Source organism: Enterococcus sp. AAFC-DPL-6103, from assembly GCF_058216595.1.
This window is the reverse complement of record NZ_CM177102.1, coordinates 2,051,904-2,074,180: the sequence shown is the minus strand read 5'-3', so window position 1 is coordinate 2,074,180 and position 22,277 is coordinate 2,051,904. Positions and strand designations below refer to the sequence as shown.

Here is a 22,277-nt window from a genome sequence, read left to right as displayed (position 1 = left end):
CAATGGTGGGGGAAGTAATGAAAAATAAAGATTGGCTTGAGCACTCAAACGTATATCGACAACAACATCAAACTTTTTATTGTTGGATCCTCTATCCGATTATGATTTTTTTTCTGTTCGCTGGCTTGTTCTTAGCATTTGCTAAACATGAAATCGTGGTACGAGCACAAGGACAAATAACTCCTTTATCCACAGAAAAGATTCAAGTACCGATAGAAGCAGAAATGAAAGAAAATAGATTACAAGAGAACTTAACAGTGAAAAGTGGAGAATCTCTAGTTATTTTTAACACGAAGGAATTAACTAATGAGAAAGCCCAACTGGAAACAGAAATTGAGAACTTTGTAAAACAAAAAGAAGCAGCGCAGCTTTTTCTTGATAGCTTAGCTGAAGAAAGAAATCTTTTTAAAGTAGAGGATGTTTTTGGTTATAGTAACCAATTAAAAAGTTTCTTTGCAGAAAAAGAAGCCAGTGAATCTTTATCAAAACAAATGCTGGCAGCAAATCAGAAAGAGCAAGAAACATATCAAAAAAATATGGACCAGCATAGTCAGGAGATTAGTATACGAAAAAATGAACAATCTGAGTGGGAAAAAGTAAGAGTAGCATGGAAAGATCAAAAAACAATTAGAAATGTTTCAGAAGCAATCAAAGCTAAATATCAAGTATGGCAAATGGAACTGAAAAATGGTTCAGAAGATAAAAAAGAGCAAATTCAAACAACTACTTTGACAGTCATTGATGAGCAAATCAGCCAATTAAAAAAAGAAATTGAACAACTACAAATGGAACAAGAAACGCTTGTCAAACCTGTTACACCAGAGGATGAAATCAACTCCCAACGTGAAAGATTGGCACAAAGTAAGGAAGAAATTTTAGCGAAAACGAAGCAAAAGATACTTGAATTAGATGAGTCTGAAAAGAAAAAGAAAGTACTTATAGAGAATATAAACGAACAAATTGATTTGGGAACAGTAAGAGCTAAAAAAGACGGTATTCTCCATTTGAATGATGCAGTAAAGGAACAAACCTTTCTACCAAAAGGCACACTTTTAGCAGAAATTTATCCATCCTTTAAAGACGATGAAATACCATTTACTGCTAGGATACCAGCAAATGAAATGACACATATCAAAACAGGAATGCTCGTTCACTTCAAATTAGATAGAAAAGCTGTGGCAACAACGCTTGATGGAGAGATAACAGAAATACCTGAAACGAGTACTACAACCGAGGAAGGCATTTTTTACTTAATCAAAGGGCGATTAAAATCAAATAAAAAAATAGTGGATCGTTATGGTCTGACGGGGGAATTATCGCTGATTATCGGAAAGAACACTTACTGGGAACAAATCAAAAAATTTTTATTGAATCAAGAGTGAACGATTAGTAAAATAATTCCAATTTATTGACTAAAATGAAAAGAAACTCTTAGAAAATAATAGAACATACGAATATAAAATGATTGTTTCAGCAGAACAAATGGAATAGCTGTGATAGAAATAAAAAAATTAAATAAAACAACGAAGGACTAAACTTTGTGCCTTCGTTTTTTACTTTTTTACGAAAAAAGTTAGTATAATTAGTTTACAAAGCGAACATACGTTTGTATAATGAGCATGAAGTGAGGTGGAACGACATGCTAGATTATTCAAATGAGCCTGTGAATGATTACTTCATGATCGATATGAAAAGTTTTTATGCTTCGGTTGAATGTATCGAACGTGGATTGAATCCTTTGACAACAGAACTGGTTGTTATGAGTCAAGCGGATAATACTGGTTCAGGTCTGATTCTAGCGTCTTCGCCAATGGCTAAGCAACAGTATGGAATCTCTAATGTTAGCCGACCAAGAGATTTGCCTTCGCCTTTTCCTGACAGTTTGATTATTGCTGCACCTAGAATGAATTTGTACATCAAAAGAAATATGGAAGTAAATGATATTTTTAGAAAATATGTAGCAGATGAAGATTTACTGATTTATTCAATTGATGAATCGATTTTGAAAGTCACTAGCTCAATGAAATTATTTACGACAGCTGGGAAAAGTCGTAGCGACCAACGGAAGCAATTGGCTCGAAAAATTCAGCGACATGTTTATCGAGAAATGGGATTGATTGCCACTGTAGGAATAGGGGATAATCCTTTACTTGCAAAACTAGCATTAGACAATGAAGCAAAAAGAAATGAAGGATTCATCGCTGAGTGGACATACCAAGATGTTCCTAAAAAAGTTTGGCGTATCAGAGAAATGACTGATTTTTGGGGAATTGGTTCACGGACCAAAAAACGACTGAATCAAATGGGGATCATGTCGATCGAAGGGTTAGCAAATTGGAAACCTTATTCACTGAAAAATAAATTTGGTGTGCTGGGATTACAATTATATTTCCATGCTAATGGGATTGATCGTACAGACATCGCAGTTGTTCCACCTCAAACAAAAGAAAAAAGTTATGGAAACTCTCAAGTTTTGCCAAGAGATTATACTAGAAAAGAAGAGATTGAGATTGTCGTGAAAGAAATGGCTGAACAAGTAGCAATCAGAATTAGAAAACATGGTTGTAAAACCAACTGTATCCATGTAGGGATTGGCACGTCTATTTTGGAAGAAAAAGAGGGATTTTCTCGCCAAATGAAAATACCTTTGACGAATAACACGAAAGAACTTCAAATGTATTGTATGTATTTATTTCATAAATTTTATGATGGTCAAGAAGTCCGACATGTTTCCATAGCTTATAGCAAGTTAGTGTATACCGATTCCACGCAATTAGATTTATTTAGCGATCCAGAAAAACAAATGAGAGAAGAAAATTTAGATCGAATCATTGATAAAATTCGTGGAAAATATGGATTTAGTTCAATTGTTCATGCGTCTTCTTATCTCGAAGGTGCGAGAAGTATCGATCGAAGTAATTTAGTTGGTGGGCACGCTGGAGGAAATGGAGGAATCGAGCATGTTTGATTATGAAGATCGAGGGATTATCAAATGGCAAGGCATGTATTTATCTGACCATACTGAAAAAATTGCTAGTAAGACGAAAGAAACTGCGCAAGTGAATGTGGCAAAAACACAAATGACAACTGAAGCAATCTCAGAAGTATTGAATAAGGCACTCATAAAACGAGAATCTGTTGCTATACAAATAAAAGAACGAGATTCTGAAGGCTATTATCCTAACGATATTGTTGGTGTTGTTTTAGGACATGATGAGTTAGGGATCTATGTAGGTTCTAGCAAAGTGAATTATGATGAAATTAGGCATGTGGAATTTTATCATCCGGTTAAGTGGAGTTTAATATAGAAAGTTATTATGATGCAAGTTATCATAATCGAGGATTACTAAAATGACATAGCTTTTATTTATTCGATACGGTGGGTAGGAAAACGATTCATGGAATCTAAGACAAATGAAAAAGAGGAATCCTTTCAATAAGGATTCCTCTTTTTCATTTGTTACTTGCTTTTGTTAAGCCAATTTTTCCGTTTTTATTGTTCTGTTCAAGCCATGCTTTTAGTAAATAAATAATCATTAAAAATAAAGCTGTGTAGAATCCCGAACCAATGAAATCTCCATTGATGATATATTCGATCAAAATACCTAGTAAACTAGCAACAATAAAAATGATTATCAGATTGAGATACAGGTGGCGTTTTTTGAATTTATTATATGCAATTGACATTTTAGACCTCAATCCAGTTCTTCTGTTTTAGCTTTTGTTGTTATGACTTTTCTTCCAGTATCATAACCTTTTTGATAATAAAAACCAACCCAACCATTGCCATTTTTAACCCATTGTTTAGCTACTGGTGTGGAAGTATTAGCTAAAATAATTCAGTGATCTAGAAAAAGAAATGGACAAATAAAATCTGGCTCGAATCATTAATAAAATCGTAGAAAACGCAAATTTAATTCAGTAGTAGTTTTTGACGGTTAGAGAGAGTGATCGAGGAAGCTTTCTTCAAACTTATTTAGGAAATAGTTTATCAAGTGTGACTAAGACACCATCCTCATCGTTTGAAGGACAGACGTAGCTAGCTGATTTTTTAATTTCATCAGGCGCGTTAGCCATCGCGTAACTAAGCCCACAATACTTTAACATTTCAAGATCATTTCCACCATCGCCAAAAGCGACACATTGCTCAGGCGTAATCCCCCAACGTTGTACCAATTTTTGCAAACCAGCCGCTTTATGACAACCCGGAATGATCAAATCAATTGAACCATGACCACTACTGGTAGGAACTAACATTCCCTGTAAGTTTTCACCAAATAATTCACAGTAATAGGTAGTTTTTTCTACGGGAACAGTGGGTGCAAATTTTAGAATACGATCATCAACTTGTGAAAAATCATCGACCCACTTTAATTTGTGGTAGTAAATATTTGTTAAGTTGAAAAAATCTTCGCTGACTTTTCCACGTTCACAATACGCACTGTTAAATCCACACATCACGTTCTTGATTTCGGGATACTCTTTACAGAAGAAGAGCACTCTCATGATTGCTTCTTCCTTAATATCTGCTGCAAAGAGAAGTTCTTCTTGATCCATTACTAAGGCGCCATTTTCTGCGACAAAACTCAACTCGTGAGCATCGTCAGGAAACAGTGAACGTAGTTGATGATACTGGTTGCCACTAGCAACAACAAATCGACAACCTACAGCAGCCATTCTAGCTAAAATATCTTTAAATCTTGGAATGTCATACGTATAGTCACTTCGTGCAAAAGTTCCGTCCATATCAACAGCAACTAGTTGGATATTATGAGGATTAGGGTTCATCATGGTCACTCCATTCTATTTTATAGCAAAAGAAAACGGTAACATTGTTACTTGGAACTATTGTATCATGTATATACAACTATCGGAAGCTTTTTTAAGTCAGTAGTAAAGAAATAGGAAGTTGATTATTTTTAATGTCTAGACTTTTAAGGAAAAATCCTTTGAAGTGAAAGGGGTTTCGTGTTATTCTAAGGTTGTAAGGATTGAATGAAGGAAGAGAGGAAGTAGACAATGGAACATCAAACATTAACTTCGTTTCCAAAAGATTTTTTATGGGGATCTGCCTCAGCTGCTTATCAAGTCGAAGGTGCTTGGCAAGAAGATGGCAAAGGAGAGTCTGTCTGGGATCAGTTCGTTCGGATACCAGGTAAAACATTTAAAGGTACCAATGGTGACTTAGCGGTGGATCATTATCACCGTTTTAAAGAAGATATTGCTTTAATGAAAGAACAAGGATTGAAAGCTTATCGTTTTTCAATTGCTTGGACTCGAATTTTTCCAACAGGACGTGGAGAAGTCAATCAAGCTGGATTGGCTTTTTATCAAGAGCTAGTGGATGAATTGATCAAAAACGATATTGAACCAATGGTTACTTTGTATCATTGGGATTTGCCACAAGCATTGCAAGATGAATATAAAGGCTGGGAATCACGTCAAATTATTGAGGATTTTACCAATTATGCCGAAACATTATTTGAAGCTTTTCGTGGAAAAGTTCATTATTGGATTAGTTTGAATGAACAAAATGTTTTCACTTCATTAGGCTACTTATTGGCTGTTCATCCGCCAGGTGTAACAGATCCTAAACGAATGTATGCAGTGAATCATATCGCAAATTTAGCAAATGCTTCTGTAATCAATAAATTCCATGAATTAAATATGCCAGGGAAGATTGGACCAAGTTTTGCATATACGCCGAATTATCCAATCAATAGTGATCCTAAAAATATTTTAGCTGCTGAAAATGCAGAAGATCTAATGGCAAACTACTGGATGGATGTCTATATGTGGGGCAAGTACCCAATTGCTGCAATGAAATTTTTAGAGGAACAAGGTTGGGCACCAACGATTGAAGAAGGAGACGAAGAACTATTACAATCAGCAAAACCTGATTTCTTAGGTATCAATTATTATCAGACAGCAACAAATGCGTTTAACCCGTTAGACGGTGTGGGCGCAGGTAAAATGAATACGAGTGGTAAAAAAGGTTCTTCTGAAGAAACAGGTGTGCCAGGAATGTACAAAAAAGTTGAGAATCCTTTTGTTGAACGAACAAACTGGGATTGGGAAATCGATCCGGAAGGGTTGAGAATTGCTCTTCGTCGAATCACTAGTCGTTACCGAACACCTATTTTGATTACTGAAAATGGATTAGGTGAATATGACCAGTTAACCGAAGACAAAAAAATCCATGATGAGTATCGAATTAATTATTTGGCTAACCATGTGAAAGCTATCAAAGAAGCAATCTCTGATGGCGCAACGGTTTTAGGTTACTGTACCTGGTCTTATACTGATTTATTAAGTTGGTTGAATGGCTACCAAAAACGTTATGGCTTTGTTTATGTGGATCAAGATGAAACACAAGAAGGTTCGCTTGAACGTTACAAAAAAGATAGCTACTATTGGTATCAATCAGTCATTAAAGAAAATGGCGAATCAATCGAATAAGAAAAAACGAAATCAAAAAGTTGAAACGATAGCTGCGTAGCTGTTGTTTCAACTTTTTTTAGTGAATGGAAATTTAAGTTCTGATAATCAAACAGTAACAGAATATCCTCTTGCCTCTTCACTATGATAATTTTTTTTCATATTTTTATGAAAAAATGACGAAATGAAAAGAAAGAAACGAGTTCTTTGAAACAAAACTTTAGTTCCCTTCCTTTTTTTTGTATAATGGGGAATGAAATGAGGGATAAATAATGGCGCAGAAAAAACGTCCTGCAAAGAAAAAGAAAAAGACGAAAAAGCAAAAGCAACAACAAGAGCAACTTTTGACGATCTTTGTCGGTTTTGCATTGATTTTATTTGCTGTGTTTGGCTTTTTACGATTAGGGTTTCTAGGAACTTTAGTTGCCAACGGCTTTCGAATATTTGCGGGGAACACTTATCCAATTCTTTGTTTGTTATTAGCCATCACAGGATTCTGGATTATTATCAAGAATACGGAATTAAAGATTGGTAAACCTCGACGTTTGGTAGGGGGAATTTTCTTTTATTTAGGAATCTTACTTTTCTTCCACGCTCATTTATTTGGAAAACTCCATAGTGGAGAACCAAATATTCTTGGCACTACTTGGGATTTATTAGCAAGCGATATTAAGCAAAGTCAAGTCAGTCGTAATGTAGGTGGTGGGATGATCGGAGCTATTTTATATCATTTCACTTACTTTTTGATTGCGCAGCCAGGCAGTTATCTGGTTGCCATTTTACTATTGATTGTCGGTGCATTTTTATTTAGCAATCTTGAAGGGTATCAATTATTGGAAGGCATCCAAACATTAGGGGAGAGACTACAAGGATTGTTGGAAGGCGATCCAGCAAAACAAGCAAAAAAACAAGCGGAAAAAGCAGAGAGAAAAGAACAACGAGCACAAGCGAGAGAAGCAAAACGTTTAGCCGCTCAAGAAGCAGCTGAAGCAGAGATAGCCGAAATGGAAAAAAGTCGGGAACATCAACAAACAAGATACGACGAACCGGATGAATTACCGGCGACAGAAACCAACGAAGCCAATTTTGTACCAATCAATAGCTTCCAAGAACAAATGCAGACGAAGCCGCCGATTGAACATACGCCAACACAAACAACGTTACCAATCGATGGACATGAAGGACTTGAACAAGAAGTGCCTGAAGATGATGGCTCTGTTCTAGAATTTGAAATTGCCGCTGAAGAAGAAAATCATGCGTATGAATTACCATCTATTGATTTGCTGGATTCGATTCCAGCAGTTGACCAAAGTGATGAATATAAGAAAATCGAAAAAAACATTGGTGTGCTGGAACAAACTTTCCAAAGTTTCGGTGTGGATGCCAAAGTGGTAAAAGCGAGTCTTGGTCCGTCTGTTACGAAATTCGAAGTACAGCCTGCTGTGGGTGTAAAGGTAAGTAAAATCGTTAACTTAACTGATGATATTGCCTTAGCCTTGGCAGCAAAAGATGTTCGGATGGAGGCACCAATTCCAGGTAAATCTTTGATTGGGATCGAGGTTCCTAATGGCAAAATCAGTATGGTTTCCTTTAGAGAAGTAATCGAAGCACAACCAAAACATCCAGATAAACTGTTGGAAGTACCATTAGGTCGTGATGTATCTGGTCGCGTACAGACAGCTGATTTAAGCAAAATGCCTCACTTACTTGTCGCAGGTTCTACTGGGAGCGGGAAGTCTGTTGCAATCAATGGTATTATCACAAGTATCTTGATGCAGGCAAAACCACATGAAGTCAAATTGATGATGATTGACCCCAAAATGGTTGAATTGAATATGTACAATGGGATTCCACATCTTTTAACACCCGTTGTGACAAATCCACGAAAAGCAGCGCAAGCTTTACAAAAAGTGGTTCAAGAAATGGAAGAACGTTACGAAAAGTTTGCCGCTACAGGGGTGAGAAATATTTCTGGGTACAACGAATTTATTCAACAAAAGAATGTAGAAGATGGCACGAAGCATCCGACATTGCCATTTATTGTTGTCATCGTTGACGAATTAGCAGACTTGATGATGGTTGCCAGTAATGAAGTGGAAGATGCAATCATTCGTTTGGCACAAATGGCTCGGGCTGCTGGGATTCATATGATTTTAGCAACACAAAGACCAAGTGTGGATGTTATCACGGGGATTATCAAAGCCAATGTTCCTTCGCGAATGGCCTTTGCAGTTTCTAGTGGAACTGATTCTCGTACGATCATTGATTCAAATGGGGCAGAAAAATTACTTGGACGTGGGGATATGCTCTTCTTACCGATGGGAGAAAACAAACCAATCCGCGTACAAGGAGCCTTTATTTCGGATCATGAAGTTGAGCGCGTTGTAAGCTTTGTAACATCTCAACAAGAAGCACGTTACGAAGAGAAAATGATGCCAACAGATGAAGTTGAGTCAACCGGTACTCCAGAACAACCGCAAGATGAATTATATGACGATGCCAAAGCTTTAGTTGTTGAGATGCAAACAGCAAGCATTTCTTTATTACAAAGAAGATTCAGAATTGGCTACAATCGTGCAGCGCGTCTAGTAGATGAACTAGAAACGCATGGGGTGGTAGGTCCGTCAGAAGGAAGTAAGCCAAGAAAAGTCTTTATTGAACAATTGGAAGAGCCTATGAATGATTTACCAGAAGGCCAGCCAGATGATCATCTATAATTAATAGAAACAAAAAGTCATATGTGCACAAAAAACCAGTCGACACAGCGAATACTCCTGTGTTGACTGGTTTTTTAGTTGAACTTCACTACGAATGAACAAGTGAAGGTTCTCGCAAACTTCCTTGCATTCCCTGATAGAATCAGTTATAGTATGTAGCGAAACTTTGAGAAAAAGAGGGAAATAATTTTGGAAAAAACGTCCATTTATGGCTTGACGAATGAAGAACTAACAAATTGGTTTATCAACAATGGTGAAAAGAAGTTCCGTGCTGCCCAAGTCTGGGAATGGCTTTATCAAAAACGGGTAACTGAGTTTTCAGAAATGACCAATTTATCAAAAAATTTGATTGCAAAACTAACAGAGAACTTTGTGATTAATCCATTAAAACAAATGGTTGTACAAGAAGCAGCTGACGGGACAGTCAAATATTTATTTGAATTACCAGATAAGAATATGATCGAAACAGTCTTGATGCGTCAGGAATACGGCTTGTCCGTTTGTGTTACGACTCAAGTTGGTTGCAATATTGGCTGTACCTTCTGTGCCAGTGGATTATTGAAAAAAAATCGTGATTTGACCGCAGGAGAAATTGTTGCTCAAATCATGATGGTTCAACATTATTTTGATGAACGTGAAGAAGGCGAACGAGTTTCTCACGTTGTTGTCATGGGGATTGGTGAACCATTCGATAACTATGATAACGTGATGGATTTCTTGCATATTATCAATGATGCAAAAGGTCTAGCAATCGGGGCACGTCACATCACTGTGTCAACGAGTGGTTTAGCAAATAAAATCAAAGAATTTGCTGATAATGGACTGCAAGTAAACTTAGCAATTTCCTTGCATGCACCAAATAATGAAGTTCGGACGTCAATTATGCGAATCAACCGAAGCTTTCCAATTGAAAAATTGATGGAAGCAGTTGATGAATATCTTGAGAAAACGAATCGTCGAATCACGTTTGAATACATTATGTTGAACAACGTGAATGATCGACCAGAACATGCACAGCAATTAGCTGATCTATTGCAAGATAAGAAAAAATTAGCGTATGTCAATTTGATTCCATATAATCCAGTAAGTGAACATGATCAATATTCACGCAGTCCTAAAGCGGATGTTTTGAAATTTTATGATGTCTTGAAGAAAAATGGCATCAACTGTGTCGTTCGTAAAGAACACGGGACAGATATTGATGCGGCTTGTGGACAATTACGTAGTAAGCAAATGAAGAAAGAAAAAAGATCGTAAGTAAGAAACGACATTTATTTTAGAAGACGTGACATGTTCACGTCTTCTTTTGTTTGATCTGAAATAAGCGATCATTTTTGAACCTTCAAGAAGAAATCTTTGGATTTTTCCATAATCATTGCTAAAATGAGCTGGAATGGGGGGAAACAAATGATTATTACTGAATTCGATCGTAAAAATCTCGATTTGCGAGATCAACTTGCAGATCTATTAAGATTAACTTGGCCAGAGGAATATGGGACCAATGCGACAAAAGAAGTTGACCAGTTGATGGAACCAGATCGCATTGCCGTTTCTGCCTTAGATGGAGATACGTTGATTGGTTTCGTTGGAGCGATTCCTCAATATGGATTCACAGGCTGGGAATTACATCCCTTAGTAGTAGAAAGTACTCGAAGAAGAAATCAAATTGGGACAAGGTTAGTGACCTATATAGAAAAAGAAGTGACCTCAAAAGGTGGGATCACAATGTATTTAGGGACAGATGATCTGGATCATGGAACAACATTAAGTTATGACAATTTATTTGAACATACTTTTGATAAAGCACAAGCTATTCAAAACTTGAAAAGTCACCCCTATGAGTTTTATGAGAAATTAGGTTATCAAATTGTTGGTGTGATCCCAGATGCAAATGGCTGGAATAGACCTGATATTTGGATGGCAAAAGGTCTTGTGCCGAGACCAACCACATAAAAAGAAGAAAAAATGAAAAAGAGTCGAGCAAGGAATTCCTTGCTCGACTCTTTTTTTGAGTAAAACCCGAACATTAAAGCATTTTTTGAATAAATCAACTCTTTTTTACGTATTATTTTATTGAAAATGAAAAATTGTTATTTTCTTTATAAATAAAGGGAATTTTCTGAAAAATATAACGAAAAATACTGATTAAAGAGATTATTTTTAGAAAAAAAAGAAAAAAGTAGTTGATTTTTTAATAATTATTCATTAAACTCTTAAACAACTTCAGAAATATTTAATTATTCTGAAAATTCCGATAAAAGGGGTACGAAAGATGAAAAAGAAAGTAACTTTTGGTTTTGTTGCGGTTTGTGGCCTTGTCCTTGCTGGCTGTTATGGTGGCAGTTCAGATACAGGGAGCAGTAATACAAAAAGCAGTGGTTCTGCTAGTGGAGGCGGCGTATTTAATTTAGTTGTACCTCAAGAGATGCCAACAGCTGATTTATCTGTTGCGACAGATACAATTAGTTTCACAGCGTTGAATAATGTATATGAAGGAATTTATCGTCTTGATAAAGATAGTAAACCACAGCCTGCAGGTGCAAGTGAGTTGGCAGATGTCAGCGAAGATGGTTTAACTTATAAAATCAAATTACGTGAAGATGCAAAATGGTCGAATGGTGAACCTGTAACGGCAGCAGATTATGTTTATGGTTGGCAACGTACGGTTGATCCAAAAACAGCATCTGAATATGCGTATCTATTTGAACCAGTTGCTAATGCGGCAGATATTACAGCTGGCAAAAAAGATAAATCAGAATTAGGCATCAAAGCAAATGGTGATCACGAATTAGAGATCACACTAACAAAACAAACACCTTATTTCCAATATTTATTAGCTTTCCCATCTTTCTTCCCACAAAGTCAAGCAGTTGTTGAAGAAAATGGTGATGCTTATGCTTCAGCAAGTGACAAAGCAGTTTACAATGGTCCATTTACATTAGAAGATTTTGACGGCCCTGGTACTGATACAGAGTGGACATACAAGAAAAATGATAACTATTGGGATAAAGATGAAGTGAAGCTATCAGAAGTCAAAGTAAGTGTAGTAAAAGAATCTTCTACTTCATTGAATCTCTTTAAAGATGGACAAGCAGATGATGTCATTTTATCAGGTGAGTTAGCACAACAAAATGCAAATGATCCAGCTTATACATCTGTGAAAGAAGCTCGTACAAGTTATCTCGAGTTTAATCAACGTGAAGAAGACTCTCCTTTCAATAATGCTGATTTGCGAAAAGCAATTTCGTATTCTATCAATCGCGATGCGTTAGTAAAACAAGTGATGGGGGATGGCTCAGTTGCATCAACTGGACTAATTCCAGCAGATATGACAAAAAATCCTGATACAAACGAAGACTTTGCAAAAGAAGCTGGCGATTTAGTTTCTTATGATAAAGACAAAGCAAAAGAACATTGGGAAAAAGCGAAGAAAGAACTAGGTATTGACTCACTTGAATTTGAATTGATGGCATCAGATGATGACTCAACGAAGAAAGTGATTGAATACATCCAAAATTCAATTCAAGAAAACTTAGATGGCGTGAAAGTCAAACCAGTTCCAGTACCATTCTCTGTTCGTTTGGATCGTTCATCATCAGGTGATTTCGATACAGTATTAGGTGGTTGGGGTGCTGATTACGCAGACCCAAGTAGTTTTACAGATCTATTCGTAACAGGAAACTCTTATAACCGCGGACAATGGAGCAATGAAGAATATGACAAAGTAGTGAAAGCATCTTCTTCAGCTGATGCCGGCGACGAAAAAGCGCGTTGGGACGATTTGCAAGAAGCAAACAAAATCATTGCTGATGATATGGGTGTTGCACCAGTTTACCAAAAGGCTGAAGGTCATTTAGTCAATGAAAAAGTCAAAGGTATCGTGCATCATGCAGCTGGGGCTTCATGGGATTACAAGTGGACATATATCGAAGAATAACCACTTCTATATAGGTAACAATTGAAGATGAGAAAAAACAGGGTAGGTCATTGATCCAACGACACACCCTGTTCTCATCAACAATTATAAAAGAGCGAAAAGCATGAAGAGAATGGAAAAAATAAGTAAAATCCCAGCAATAATCAGCCAAAAGCTGTACATACCATGGCTGGCAGATGAAAGCAGCGAGAACTCTGGTTTTTTCTTCCGGTTTCTTGTTCTAGCTAGATGAATCGATCGTTGAAAATGATCAAAGAAACCCGAGGAAAAAACCCATAAAAATCCGCCGATAATCAAAAACGGCAACGCGCATAAGAAAAAATCATTTGATAATTGCAGAAAAGTTAATTGATTGGTTAAGAAATTTTTGATTAAAATGAAGACCATCAACAAAATGGAAATGGCATAAGGAAGATACTTTTTGTTCATTTTTTTGCTCCTTTATCAGTTGGTTCATTACTTAATAATGTAGCGAAACATTTGTCAGAAGTCAAAAGCTAGGGGGAAACATTTGTGAATAGTTATATCAAATATGTTTTAAAACGTGTCTTCTTCATGATGATCACGCTGTGGTTGATAGCCACAATCACTTTTTTCTTAATGCAGTTACTACCAGGAACACCATATACCAATCAGGAACGTTTGAGTCCTGAAACGATTGAAATGTTGAATAAACAAGTAGGTTTAGACAAACCGGTACTTGTTCAATATGGAATTTATCTTTCTAATTTACTTCAAGGTGACTTTGGCATCTCTTTCCAATTTAAAAACCAACCTGTGGCTAATTTATTAGCAGGCAGAATTGGCCCCTCTTTACAATTAGGATTACAAGCAATTATCGTTGGAACGTTTGTTGGAACAATCTTAGGAACGATTTCTGCAATGAAGCAAAACACGTGGGTGGATAGTTCATCGACCTTAATTGCAATCTTGGGACGTTCGATCCCTAACTTTGTGTTTGCAGTGTTACTCCAATATGTGTTTGCAATGAAGTTACACATTTTACCAATCGCAAAATGGGATGGTTTCGTCTATACCATTTTACCAACAATTGCCTTAGCGATGTCTCCACTTGCCGATTCCGCCCGCTTTATTCGGACCGAAATGGTTGAAGTTCTTCATAGCGATTATGTTGAATTAGCTAGAGCAAAAGGACTTAGTCGTTGGGAAATTGCCTTCAAACACGGCTTAAGAAACAGTTTGATCCCATTGATGACTTTATTAGGACCACTGGCAGTTGCGTTGATGACTGGTTCATTAGTAGTTGAAAATATTTTTGCCATTCCTGGAATCGGGGAACAATTTGTGAAATCAATTACCACAAATGATTATCCGACAATCATGGCTGTGACAATTCTTTACTCATTTATGTTGATTTTTGTTATTTTAGTCGTTGACTTATTGTACGGGTTAGTTGATCCAAGAATTCGTGTTTCTGAAGGGAGTCGAGGATAGATGGAAATGGTACCGAAGCGCTATGAAACAGTTGCCGAGATTCCGGCAGACGAGTTTCTTCCTTTACAAAAGAATACCGAAGCCGAGCGTGAACAGATTTCTGCTCCTTCGTTGAATTTCTTACAAGATTCTTGGCGTCGATTGAAGAAAAATAAAGCCGCAGTGATCTCGATGGTCTTACTAACGACAATCATTTTGATTTCAATCGTGACGATTTTTGTTTCACCACACAATCCAACTGCGCAAAATGTTGATTATATCAACTTACCACCGCGTATTCCTGGCATCAGTATCGATGGCCTAAATGGGAAAGCAATGGTTGGTGGCGAGTTAGTTGATAAATACGCGCAGGCAAATGTCCCAGCAAATGTAAATTTTCTTTTGGGAACAGATGGTTTAGGTCGTGATGTGTTGAGTCGCTTGTTCATGGGGACGAGAATTTCTCTATTGATTGCATTTATTGCAGCCATTTTAGACGTGACGATTGGCGTTGCTTATGGCTTGGTTTCTGGTCTTTTAGGCGGACGTGTAGATAATGCAATGCAACGTTTTTTGGAAATTTTATCTGGGATTCCCAACCTAGTCGTAATGATTTTGATGTTAGTTGTATTTGAACCGGGAATTTTTTCAATCGTAGCGGCGATGGCAATCACAAACTGGATTCCAATGGCGCGGATCGTTCGTGCACAAACATTGAAATTGAAAGATCAAGAGTACGTTTTGGCTGGTTTGACTTTGGGTGAATCAAAGTTGAAAATCGCGTTTAAACATATCTTACCGAATATCTCAAGTGTCATCATTATCCAAATGATGTTTAGTATCCCATCTGCTATTTTCTTCGAAGCATTCTTAAGTTTCATCGGGTTAGGTTTAACACCACCGTCTGCTTCATTAGGAACAATGCTAAGTGATGGCTACAAAACATTCTTATATCTGCCTTATCTATTATGGATTCCGGCAGCAACTTTATCGGTTATCATGATTGGCTTTAACTTATTAGCTGATGGATTACGTGATGCCTTCGATCCTAAAATGAAAGAGTGAGAATTATGACGAAAATTTTAGAAGTGAAAGATTTAGAAATTTCTTTTGACACTTATGCTGGTAAAGTTCGAGCAATTCGCGGCGTGAATTTTCACTTGAATAAAGGGGAAACTTTGGCAATCGTTGGTGAATCTGGGAGTGGAAAATCTGTTACAACTCGAAGTATCATGCGACTCCTGTCAAGTAATGCCAACATTGATGCCGGTCAGATCCTGTTTAAAGGGGAAGACATTGTGAACAAATCCGAAAAAGAAATGCAAAAAATTCGCGGGAAAGAAATTGCGATGATCTTCCAAGATCCAATGACATCATTAGATCCAACCATGACAATTGGAAAGCAAGTAGCGGAATCTTTACGCAAACATAATAAAGTATCAAAAAAAGATGGCGAAAAAGCAGCACTTGACTTACTAAAGTTAGTTGGAATTCCAGAAGCTGAAAAAAGAATCAAAAGTTACCCACATCAGTTTTCAGGTGGACAGCGGCAACGGATCGTGATTGCGATTGCTTTGATTTGTTATCCAGAAATTTTAATCGCTGATGAACCCACAACCGCGTTAGATGTAACAATCCAAGCGCAAATCTTAGAATTACTAAAAGAAATTCAAACAAAAATTGATACATCGATTATTTTTATTACCCATGATCTTGGTGTAGTAGCAAATGTTGCTGATCGAGTAGCTGTTATGTATGGTGGGAAAATCATCGAAGTAGGGACTTCAGAAGAAATTTTTTATAATCCGCAACATCCTTATACTTGGGGCTTACTTGGCTCAATGCCGACGTTGGAAAGCGCAAGTAAGCAACTTTATGCAATTCCTGGTTCGCCTCCAGATTTGTTGAATCCACCAAAAGGGGACGCCTTTTATCCACGTAATGAATATGCTTTGCAAATTGATGCAGAGCAAGAACCACCATTTTTTGAATTATCTGCAACACACAAAGCGGCAACCTGGTTGTTAGCACCACAAGCACCAAAAGTTCTGCCACCAGAAGAAATTCAACGCCGTTGGGCAATTTTTAAAGAAAAACAAGGGAGCCAAGGGGGAATAGTGGATGAAAAACAAGCTACTCGAGGTTAAAGGTCTAAAACAATATTTCAACATTGGCAAAAAAAATGAAGTGCACGCGGTGAACGATATCAGTTTCCATATTTATGAAGGAGAAACGTTTGGGTTAGTTGGTGAATCTGGGAGTGGAAAGTCGACGACTGGTCGGACGGTCATTCGTTTAAATGAACCAACTGGTGGTGAGATTTTATTTGATGGACAAGATATAACAAAAATCAAAGGAAAAAAAGAAATGACGAAATTTCGTCATGAAGTCCAAATGATTTTTCAAGATCCTTACGCATCCTTAAATCCGAGAATGAAAGTTCGTGATATTATTGCTGAAGGCATTGATGTGAACGGCTTAGCAAAATCACCGCAGGAGCGTGCGCAAAAAGTTGATGAATTGCTAAAAACAGTTGGGTTAAATCCCAGTCACGGAACACGTTATCCTCATGAATTCTCAGGTGGACAACGTCAACGGATTGGCATTGCTCGAGCGTTAGCAGTTAATCCACGGTTTGTTATTTGTGACGAGCCTATTTCTGCGTTAGATGTGTCAATTCAGGCTCAGGTAGTGAATTTATTACAAGACTTACAAGAAGAGCAAAATTTAACTTACTTGTTTATTGCCCATGACTTATCGATGGTGAAACACATTAGTGATCGCATTGGTGTCATGCATAATGGCTTATTGTTGGAAATGGGGACAAGTGATGAAATTTATAACTTTGGTGTTCATCCTTATACAGAAAGTTTGTTATCTGCTATTCCGTTACCAGATCCAGATCATGAGAGACAACGTCGTCGAATCAAATATCAGCCAGAGCCAGAGGATAATCAAGTACGTACATTAAAAGAAATTGCCCCAGAACATTTTGTGTACGCAACAGAACAAGAAGTTGCTTATTACGCGAAAAAATTGCAACGAAAAAAAGAAAACTTACTCGTAACAAACTAGGGGGTAAGTGCTGATGCTCAAAGCCTTTAAATTCCGGATGTATCCCACCGATGAACAAAAAAAGTGGTTGATTCAAAATTTTGGTTGTGTTCGTTTCACTTATAATCACTTACTACTTTCACGACAAGAAACCTATAAGCAATTAGGTGTGATTGATTATTCGTTGACACCAGCTACCTTGAAAAAGCGTTATGCGTTTTTAAAGGAGGCAGATAGTTTGGCATTAGCCAATGCTCAGTTGAATTTGGATCGTGCGTTTCGCAATTATTTTAAAGGACGAGCGAGCTTTCCAAAATTGAAAAGTAAGAAGAGTATGTGGCAGTCTTATACCACAAATAACCAAGGACACACCATTTATTTAGAAGGAAATCAATTGAAATTACCAAAACAAAAAAAGTTGTTCAACGTGCATGTCCACCGACCAATCGAAGGTACGATTCGTTCAGCTACGATTTCTTCACGATATAATGAAGAGTTTTACGTTTCCTTTTTATGTGAAGTTCCGCTGAATAAAAGACAGAAAACCAATGAATGGGTGGGAATCGCGTATTGCCCCAAAGGATTAGTCGAAACTTCGCAGAAAATCGAGGTTGTTACACCTAAACTTTTGGTGACAAATCAAAAAATCGCTGTAGCAGAAAGAAAATTGAGTATTCGAGCAAAAGCAGCTCAACAACGAAAAAAAGCTTTAGAACGAGCAAAAAATTATCAAAAACAAAAAAGAAAAGTACTGAATCTGTATCAAAAACAAAAATATCAACGGGAAGATTACTTAGAACAACTTTCTGCTGTTCTGGTGAATAAATTTGATTATTTGTTTATTGAATCATTGCCAGATGAGAATCTTGCTTCTGATTTTTCAGTGCAAGATTGGCACAAACTGTTGACCAAATTGAGGTATAAAGCAGAATGGTATCAGAAAACCTTTCTCTTGATTAATACACAGGATATCCACAGTCATTCTGCGCAAGAAAAGAGTAGACTGTTGGAACGAATTGGAAAACAATTACTTTTTGATGTCTAAACTGGTAGGAGCGCCAGAGTTCGCCTTGTTAATAAAAAGTTTTTAAACTTTTGTTTCTAGGAATTTTCTTTTCGCCTAAAGGAAAAGCTCACTAATTATGAGAAACCAAAAACCAAGGACTGTAACTTAAATCAGTAATGATTTTTGTTACAGTCCTTGGTTTTTATAAATTAATCTTCTATTTTTGGATGATGTTCGGGCTTTAATTGATAGATTTTTGATGGACGACCGATTCCAACAGGGCGTTCACCAATTTCGTCAAAATATTGCAACATTGCTTTTTTAAAATTTGAGTGGTCAATGGATTTAAAATCAATTCCCAAAAATTTAGCAAACACTTTGCGAGCTTCAGTAATTGTAAAATCTTTACCTAATACTTGGAGGACTTGTGGTTCATGTTCCATTTTATTAACGATGCGGTTAAAGGCTTTTAACACGATAAAACTATGGTCAAATGCCAACTTATCTTTTCCAGTTGATTGGCCAGTTGTTAAATCAAGCGCGATTGAGACATCGCCACTGGTCAAGTGGATTTGATTCATTTGTCGTTCTAAAGTGAACCAGCGGACTTCTTTGGCATCATCTCCTGCAATCAAAGGTTCTTCACCAATAAAGGCAAGATAACTGACAGTTACGACCCAGCCACGTGGATCACGGTCGGGCGTGCTAAATGTGTGAAGTTGTTCAATGTTTTCTTTAGAAATAATGACTCCCGTTTCTTCTTGTGTTTCGCGTAAGACACTTTCGCCAGTTGACTCATCTCGTTGGACAAAGCCACCAGGTAATGCCCAAGAGTTTCGATAAGGATGTCCTTTTCTTTGAATCAAAAGAATTTTCAACTGATCTTCTTCTTTGTTGTAACACATCAAAACGATGTCGACAGTCAAAGAAGGCTTGTCGTATTCAGGACGTTCTTGTGCTTGATACCAAGTTAAAAAATCTTCTTCACTGGCTTCTTGTTCATAATATAATTTTTCTTCTTCTTTAGAAGTAAATTCTTTCATTCTGACACCTCCACTGCCGATAAAAGTACAATTTACTTTATTGTAGCAGACTCTCGGAAAAAACCAAGGATTTCCCGAAAAATTTCATGGTTATCAAAGATGGAAGAGGAAGGGGAAAACTAAGTTGACCAAAAAGAACAGTAAATAAAAAGGCAAAAATTTCATTTTTTCTTCGCGAAGAGCAAGAAATCCGCAAATGATAATAAATAAATCTAATGCGATACGGAAAAGATTGGATACAAGAAGGAAACTGCTCAAGTTGCCGTTTAAATTAAAGTAACCATACATCCTTATATAAAAATAACTAAAAATTAAATGAACAATTGTCAGTACTGCGATACTGATCATAAAAATCGTGTGTTTTTTCTGCATAATCATTCCTACCTTTGTTCGTTGGTTTTTCAGTTTCTATTATACATGATTCATTTTTAGAAAAATAGCGAGGAAAAATTTTCCAAAAAACGTAACTGAATAAACGCATAAAGTGTCTTAATGTTTCCCCTTTTTTCCAGATGGGAAGACAAGCATTGCTGTCGAATTCCCTTTTCAAAAATTCGCTAACATTAAGATTATTTTGTGGTATACTAGCAAGGAAACGAATTCGCATCATGCGATAAAGGAGGAGGAGCCCCGTGGCAGAAAAGGAAACTTTTTATATTACTACGCCAATCTATTATCCAAGTGGCAAACTGCACATTGGTAACTCGTACACAACGATTGCTTGTGATGCTGTTGCACGTTACAAACGGTTGATGGGCTTTGATGTGTTTTATCTTACTGGGGTGGATGAGCACGGTCAAAAAATCGAAACAAAAGCAGCTGAACTAGGTGTTGAACCACAAGAGTATGTGGATAAAATGGCTGCAGACGTGAAAAAATTATGGAAAACACTTGATATCAGTTACGATAAATTTATTCGAACAACGGATGATTATCACAAAGCAGCTGTTCAAAAAATATTTGATCGTTTACTAGAACAAGGTGATATTTATTTAGGGGAATACGAAGGATGGTATTCAGTTTCTGATGAAGAATTCTTTACAGAAACCCAACTTGCTGAAGTTTACAAAGATGATGAAGGTAACGTGATTGGTGGGAAAGCACCAAGTGGACACGAAGTGGAATTAGTCAAAGAAGAATCTTATTTCTTCCGCATGAGTAAGTACGCAGATCGTTTGCTTGAGTATTACGAAGCACATCCTGAATTTATCCAACCTGAATCACGTAAAAAAGAAATGATCAACAATTTTATCAAACCTGGCTTAGAAGACTTAGCTGTTTCAAGAACGACATTTAGCTGGGGCATCCCAGTGACACGTGACCCAAAACACGTTGTATACGTTTGGATCGATGCATTGTCAAACTATATTACAGCGTTAGGCTATGGTTCAGATGATGACAGCTTGTTTGAGAAATACTGGCCTGCAGACGTTCACATGGTTGGAAAAGAAATCGTTCGTTTCCACACAATTTATTGGCCAATTATGTTAATGGCACTAGATTTGCCATTGCCTAAAAAAGTTTTTGGACATGGCTGGTTATTGATGAAAGATGGTAAAATGTCTAAATCAAAAGGAAATGTTGTTTATCCTGAAATGCTAGTTGAACGTTATGGCTTAGATGCATTACGTTATTACTTATTACGTGCAGTTCCTTTTGGGTCTGATGGTGTCTTCACACCAGAAGATTTTGTTTCTCGCGTAAACTACGATTTAGCGAATGACTTAGGGAATCTATTGAACCGTACTGTTGCGATGATCAACAAATATTGTGATGGAATTGTTCCTGATTATGCTTCACTAGTGACACCTTTTGATAGCGAGTTGTCAACGACTGCTGCAAACGTAGTTGGACGTTACCATGATGCTATGGAAAAAATGGAATTTAACACGGCTTTAGCTGAAATCTGGGTATTGATTTCTCGCGCGAATAAATACATCGATGAAACAGAGCCTTGGGTATTAGCAAAAGATGAAGAAAAGAAAAATGAATTGGATAGCGTAATGGTTCATTTGGCTGAAACCTTACGAATTGCCGCTATTTTGTTGCAACCAATCATGACTGAAACACCAGTCAAAATCTTTAAACAATTAGGATTAGATGCTGAATCAATGAACTTGGAAGGGTTACACTTTGGTGAGTTTCCTTCTGGAACAAAAGTTGTTACTAAAGGCACACCGATTTTCCCACGTTTAGATATGGATGAAGAAGTTGCTTATATCCAAATGAAAATGTCTGAAGGTACACAAAGTACAGAGGATACAGTGAAGTGGGACCCAGAAGAAACAGAATTTGTTTCTTCAAAAGAAAAACAAATCAAATTTGATGTATTCGATAAAGTTGAATTGAAAGTTGCTGAAGTAATCAACTGTCAAAAAGTGGAAGGTGCAGATAAGTTATTGCAATTCCGTTTAGCTGCAGGGGATAATCAGGACCGTCAAATTTTATCTGGAATCGCAGAATATTATCCTGATCCAAGTGAGTTAATCGGCAAAAAACTTGTGATCGTGGCGAACTTAAAACCACGTAAGATGCGTGGTCAAATCAGCCAAGGAATGATTCTCTCAGCAGAAGCACCTGATGGCTCATTGCAAGTAGTTGAAGCGCCAAAAGGAATGCCAAATGGTTCAGAAATCGCATAAATAAAA

Annotated in this window: 19 protein-coding genes; 14 read left to right on the top strand and 5 right to left on the bottom strand. The window is 37.0% G+C overall.

From position 1 onward, the window contains the following. Positions 1–2 precede the first annotated feature (2 nt). The 3 genes from AC4BC3_RS09835 (at position 3) to AC4BC3_RS09825 (ending at position 3,308) form a co-directional block, all read left to right on the top strand. Positions 3–1,382, top strand: coding sequence for a bacteriocin secretion accessory protein (locus AC4BC3_RS09835; RefSeq protein WP_490466388.1), 1,380 nt, complete (start codon positions 3–5; stop codon positions 1,380–1,382). Positions 1,383–1,639: 257 nt separating this feature from the next. Further along, positions 1,640–2,968 (top strand): Y-family DNA polymerase, encoded by a 1,329-nt coding sequence (locus AC4BC3_RS09830; protein WP_490466387.1) that lies wholly within the window; start codon positions 1,640–1,642, stop codon positions 2,966–2,968. Further along, the gene (locus AC4BC3_RS09825; protein ID WP_490466386.1) at positions 2,961–3,308 is read left to right on the top strand and encodes a hypothetical protein; all 348 of its coding nucleotides are present in this window, start codon (positions 2,961–2,963) and stop codon (positions 3,306–3,308) included. Before AC4BC3_RS09830 ends, AC4BC3_RS09825 begins: the two co-directional genes overlap by 8 nt. 145 nt (positions 3,309–3,453) lie before the next feature. Here the strand turns inward: AC4BC3_RS09825 and AC4BC3_RS09820 are convergent, their stop codons facing one another. Next, positions 3,454–3,687, bottom strand: coding sequence for a hypothetical protein (locus AC4BC3_RS09820; RefSeq protein WP_490466385.1), 234 nt, complete (start codon positions 3,685–3,687; stop codon positions 3,454–3,456). A 285-nt stretch (positions 3,688–3,972) separates the two neighbouring features. After that, on the bottom strand, positions 3,973–4,788 hold the full coding sequence (locus AC4BC3_RS09815; protein ID WP_490466384.1) for a Cof-type HAD-IIB family hydrolase: 816 nt from the start codon (positions 4,786–4,788) through the stop codon (positions 3,973–3,975). A 231-nt stretch (positions 4,789–5,019) separates the two neighbouring features. Here AC4BC3_RS09815 and AC4BC3_RS09810 point away from each other — a divergent pair, with 231 nt between their 5' ends. The 5 genes from AC4BC3_RS09810 (at position 5,020) to AC4BC3_RS09790 (ending at position 13,092) form a co-directional block, all read left to right on the top strand. Continuing rightward, positions 5,020–6,459, top strand: a complete 1,440-nt coding sequence (locus tag AC4BC3_RS09810) for a glycoside hydrolase family 1 protein (protein WP_206910916.1) — start codon at positions 5,020–5,022, stop codon at positions 6,457–6,459. Between the two features lie 251 nt (positions 6,460–6,710). Beyond that, positions 6,711–9,155 carry a DNA translocase FtsK gene (locus tag AC4BC3_RS09805; protein WP_490466383.1) on the top strand — a complete coding sequence of 815 codons (2,445 nt, stop codon included), beginning with the start codon at positions 6,711–6,713 and terminating at the stop codon, positions 9,153–9,155. A gap of 189 nt (positions 9,156–9,344) precedes the next feature. Continuing rightward, the gene (gene rlmN, locus AC4BC3_RS09800; protein ID WP_206910913.1) at positions 9,345–10,412 is read left to right on the top strand and encodes a dual-specificity RNA methyltransferase RlmN; all 1,068 of its coding nucleotides are present in this window, start codon (positions 9,345–9,347) and stop codon (positions 10,410–10,412) included. 150 nt (positions 10,413–10,562) lie between these two features. Beyond that, entirely contained in the window at positions 10,563–11,108 is a 546-nt protein-coding gene (gene aac(6') / locus AC4BC3_RS09795; protein ID WP_206910912.1) for an aminoglycoside N-acetyltransferase AAC(6')-Ii, read from the top strand. A 319-nt stretch (positions 11,109–11,427) separates the two neighbouring features. Further along, positions 11,428–13,092: a peptide ABC transporter substrate-binding protein gene (locus AC4BC3_RS09790; protein ID WP_206910911.1), complete on the top strand. Its 1,665-nt coding sequence runs from the start codon at positions 11,428–11,430 to the stop codon at positions 13,090–13,092. 84 nt (positions 13,093–13,176) lie between these two features. Here AC4BC3_RS09790 and AC4BC3_RS09785 read toward each other — a convergent pair whose 3' ends face one another. Next, a complete protein-coding gene (locus AC4BC3_RS09785) occupies positions 13,177–13,521 on the bottom strand; it encodes a DUF3899 domain-containing protein (RefSeq protein WP_206910910.1) in 345 nt (114 codons plus the stop codon). Positions 13,522–13,605: 84 nt separating this feature from the next. Between AC4BC3_RS09785 and opp3b the strand changes: the two genes are divergently transcribed. The 5 genes from opp3b to AC4BC3_RS09760 are packed head-to-tail and all read left to right on the top strand — an operon-like array spanning position 13,606 to position 18,625. Beyond that, the gene (gene opp3b / locus AC4BC3_RS09780; protein WP_206898228.1) at positions 13,606–14,547 is read left to right on the top strand and encodes an oligopeptide ABC transporter permease; all 942 of its coding nucleotides are present in this window, start codon (positions 13,606–13,608) and stop codon (positions 14,545–14,547) included. Beyond that, positions 14,548–15,591, top strand: coding sequence for an ABC transporter permease (locus tag AC4BC3_RS09775; protein WP_206898229.1), 1,044 nt, complete (start codon positions 14,548–14,550; stop codon positions 15,589–15,591). A gap of 5 nt (positions 15,592–15,596) precedes the next feature. Beyond that, positions 15,597–16,673 (top strand): ABC transporter ATP-binding protein, encoded by a 1,077-nt coding sequence (locus AC4BC3_RS09770; RefSeq protein ID WP_490466382.1) that lies wholly within the window; start codon positions 15,597–15,599, stop codon positions 16,671–16,673. Continuing rightward, positions 16,648–17,601, top strand: a complete 954-nt coding sequence (locus tag AC4BC3_RS09765; protein ID WP_206910906.1) for an ABC transporter ATP-binding protein — start codon at positions 16,648–16,650, stop codon at positions 17,599–17,601. Before AC4BC3_RS09770 ends, AC4BC3_RS09765 begins: the two co-directional genes overlap by 26 nt. 13 nt (positions 17,602–17,614) lie before the next feature. Continuing rightward, positions 17,615–18,625, top strand: coding sequence for an RNA-guided endonuclease TnpB family protein (locus AC4BC3_RS09760; protein ID WP_206910904.1), 1,011 nt, complete (start codon positions 17,615–17,617; stop codon positions 18,623–18,625). 170 nt (positions 18,626–18,795) lie between these two features. On the opposite strand, the gene AC4BC3_RS09755 is transcribed toward AC4BC3_RS09760, so the two are convergent. Beyond that, a complete protein-coding gene (locus AC4BC3_RS09755) occupies positions 18,796–19,629 on the bottom strand; it encodes an NUDIX domain-containing protein (protein ID WP_206910901.1) in 834 nt (277 codons plus the stop codon). A 93-nt stretch (positions 19,630–19,722) separates the two neighbouring features. Then, on the bottom strand, positions 19,723–20,001 hold the full coding sequence (locus AC4BC3_RS09750; protein WP_347401447.1) for a hypothetical protein: 279 nt from the start codon (positions 19,999–20,001) through the stop codon (positions 19,723–19,725). A 260-nt stretch (positions 20,002–20,261) separates the two neighbouring features. Between AC4BC3_RS09750 and metG the strand changes: the two genes are divergently transcribed. Further along, positions 20,262–22,271 (top strand): methionine--tRNA ligase, encoded by a 2,010-nt coding sequence (gene metG, locus AC4BC3_RS09745; protein WP_206910899.1) that lies wholly within the window; start codon positions 20,262–20,264, stop codon positions 22,269–22,271. Positions 22,272–22,277 lie beyond the last annotated feature (6 nt).

Bases quoted from the DNA above. Each gene is read 5' to 3' on its own strand.
- AC4BC3_RS09835 (WP_490466388.1), top strand. From the start codon at position 3: ATGGTGGGGGAAGTAATGAAAAATAAAGATTGGCTTGAGCACTCAAAC.
- AC4BC3_RS09830 (WP_490466387.1), top strand. From the start codon at position 1,640: ATGCTAGATTATTCAAATGAGCCTGTGAATGATTACTTCATGATCGAT.
- AC4BC3_RS09825 (WP_490466386.1), top strand. From the start codon at position 2,961: ATGTTTGATTATGAAGATCGAGGGATTATCAAATGGCAAGGCATGTAT.
- AC4BC3_RS09820 (WP_490466385.1), bottom strand. From the start codon at position 3,687: ATGTCAATTGCATATAATAAATTCAAAAAACGCCACCTGTATCTCAAT.
- AC4BC3_RS09815 (WP_490466384.1), bottom strand. From the start codon at position 4,788: ATGAACCCTAATCCTCATAATATCCAACTAGTTGCTGTTGATATGGAC.
- AC4BC3_RS09810 (WP_206910916.1), top strand. From the start codon at position 5,020: ATGGAACATCAAACATTAACTTCGTTTCCAAAAGATTTTTTATGGGGA.
- AC4BC3_RS09805 (WP_490466383.1), top strand. From the start codon at position 6,711: ATGGCGCAGAAAAAACGTCCTGCAAAGAAAAAGAAAAAGACGAAAAAG.
- AC4BC3_RS09790 (WP_206910911.1), top strand. From the start codon at position 11,428: ATGAAAAAGAAAGTAACTTTTGGTTTTGTTGCGGTTTGTGGCCTTGTC.
- AC4BC3_RS09785 (WP_206910910.1), bottom strand. From the start codon at position 13,521: ATGAACAAAAAGTATCTTCCTTATGCCATTTCCATTTTGTTGATGGTC.
- AC4BC3_RS09775 (WP_206898229.1), top strand. From the start codon at position 14,548: ATGGAAATGGTACCGAAGCGCTATGAAACAGTTGCCGAGATTCCGGCA.
- AC4BC3_RS09770 (WP_490466382.1), top strand. From the start codon at position 15,597: ATGACGAAAATTTTAGAAGTGAAAGATTTAGAAATTTCTTTTGACACT.
- AC4BC3_RS09765 (WP_206910906.1), top strand. From the start codon at position 16,648: ATGAAAAACAAGCTACTCGAGGTTAAAGGTCTAAAACAATATTTCAAC.
- AC4BC3_RS09760 (WP_206910904.1), top strand. From the start codon at position 17,615: ATGCTCAAAGCCTTTAAATTCCGGATGTATCCCACCGATGAACAAAAA.
- AC4BC3_RS09755 (WP_206910901.1), bottom strand. From the start codon at position 19,629: ATGAAAGAATTTACTTCTAAAGAAGAAGAAAAATTATATTATGAACAA.
- AC4BC3_RS09750 (WP_347401447.1), bottom strand. From the start codon at position 20,001: ATGCAGAAAAAACACACGATTTTTATGATCAGTATCGCAGTACTGACA.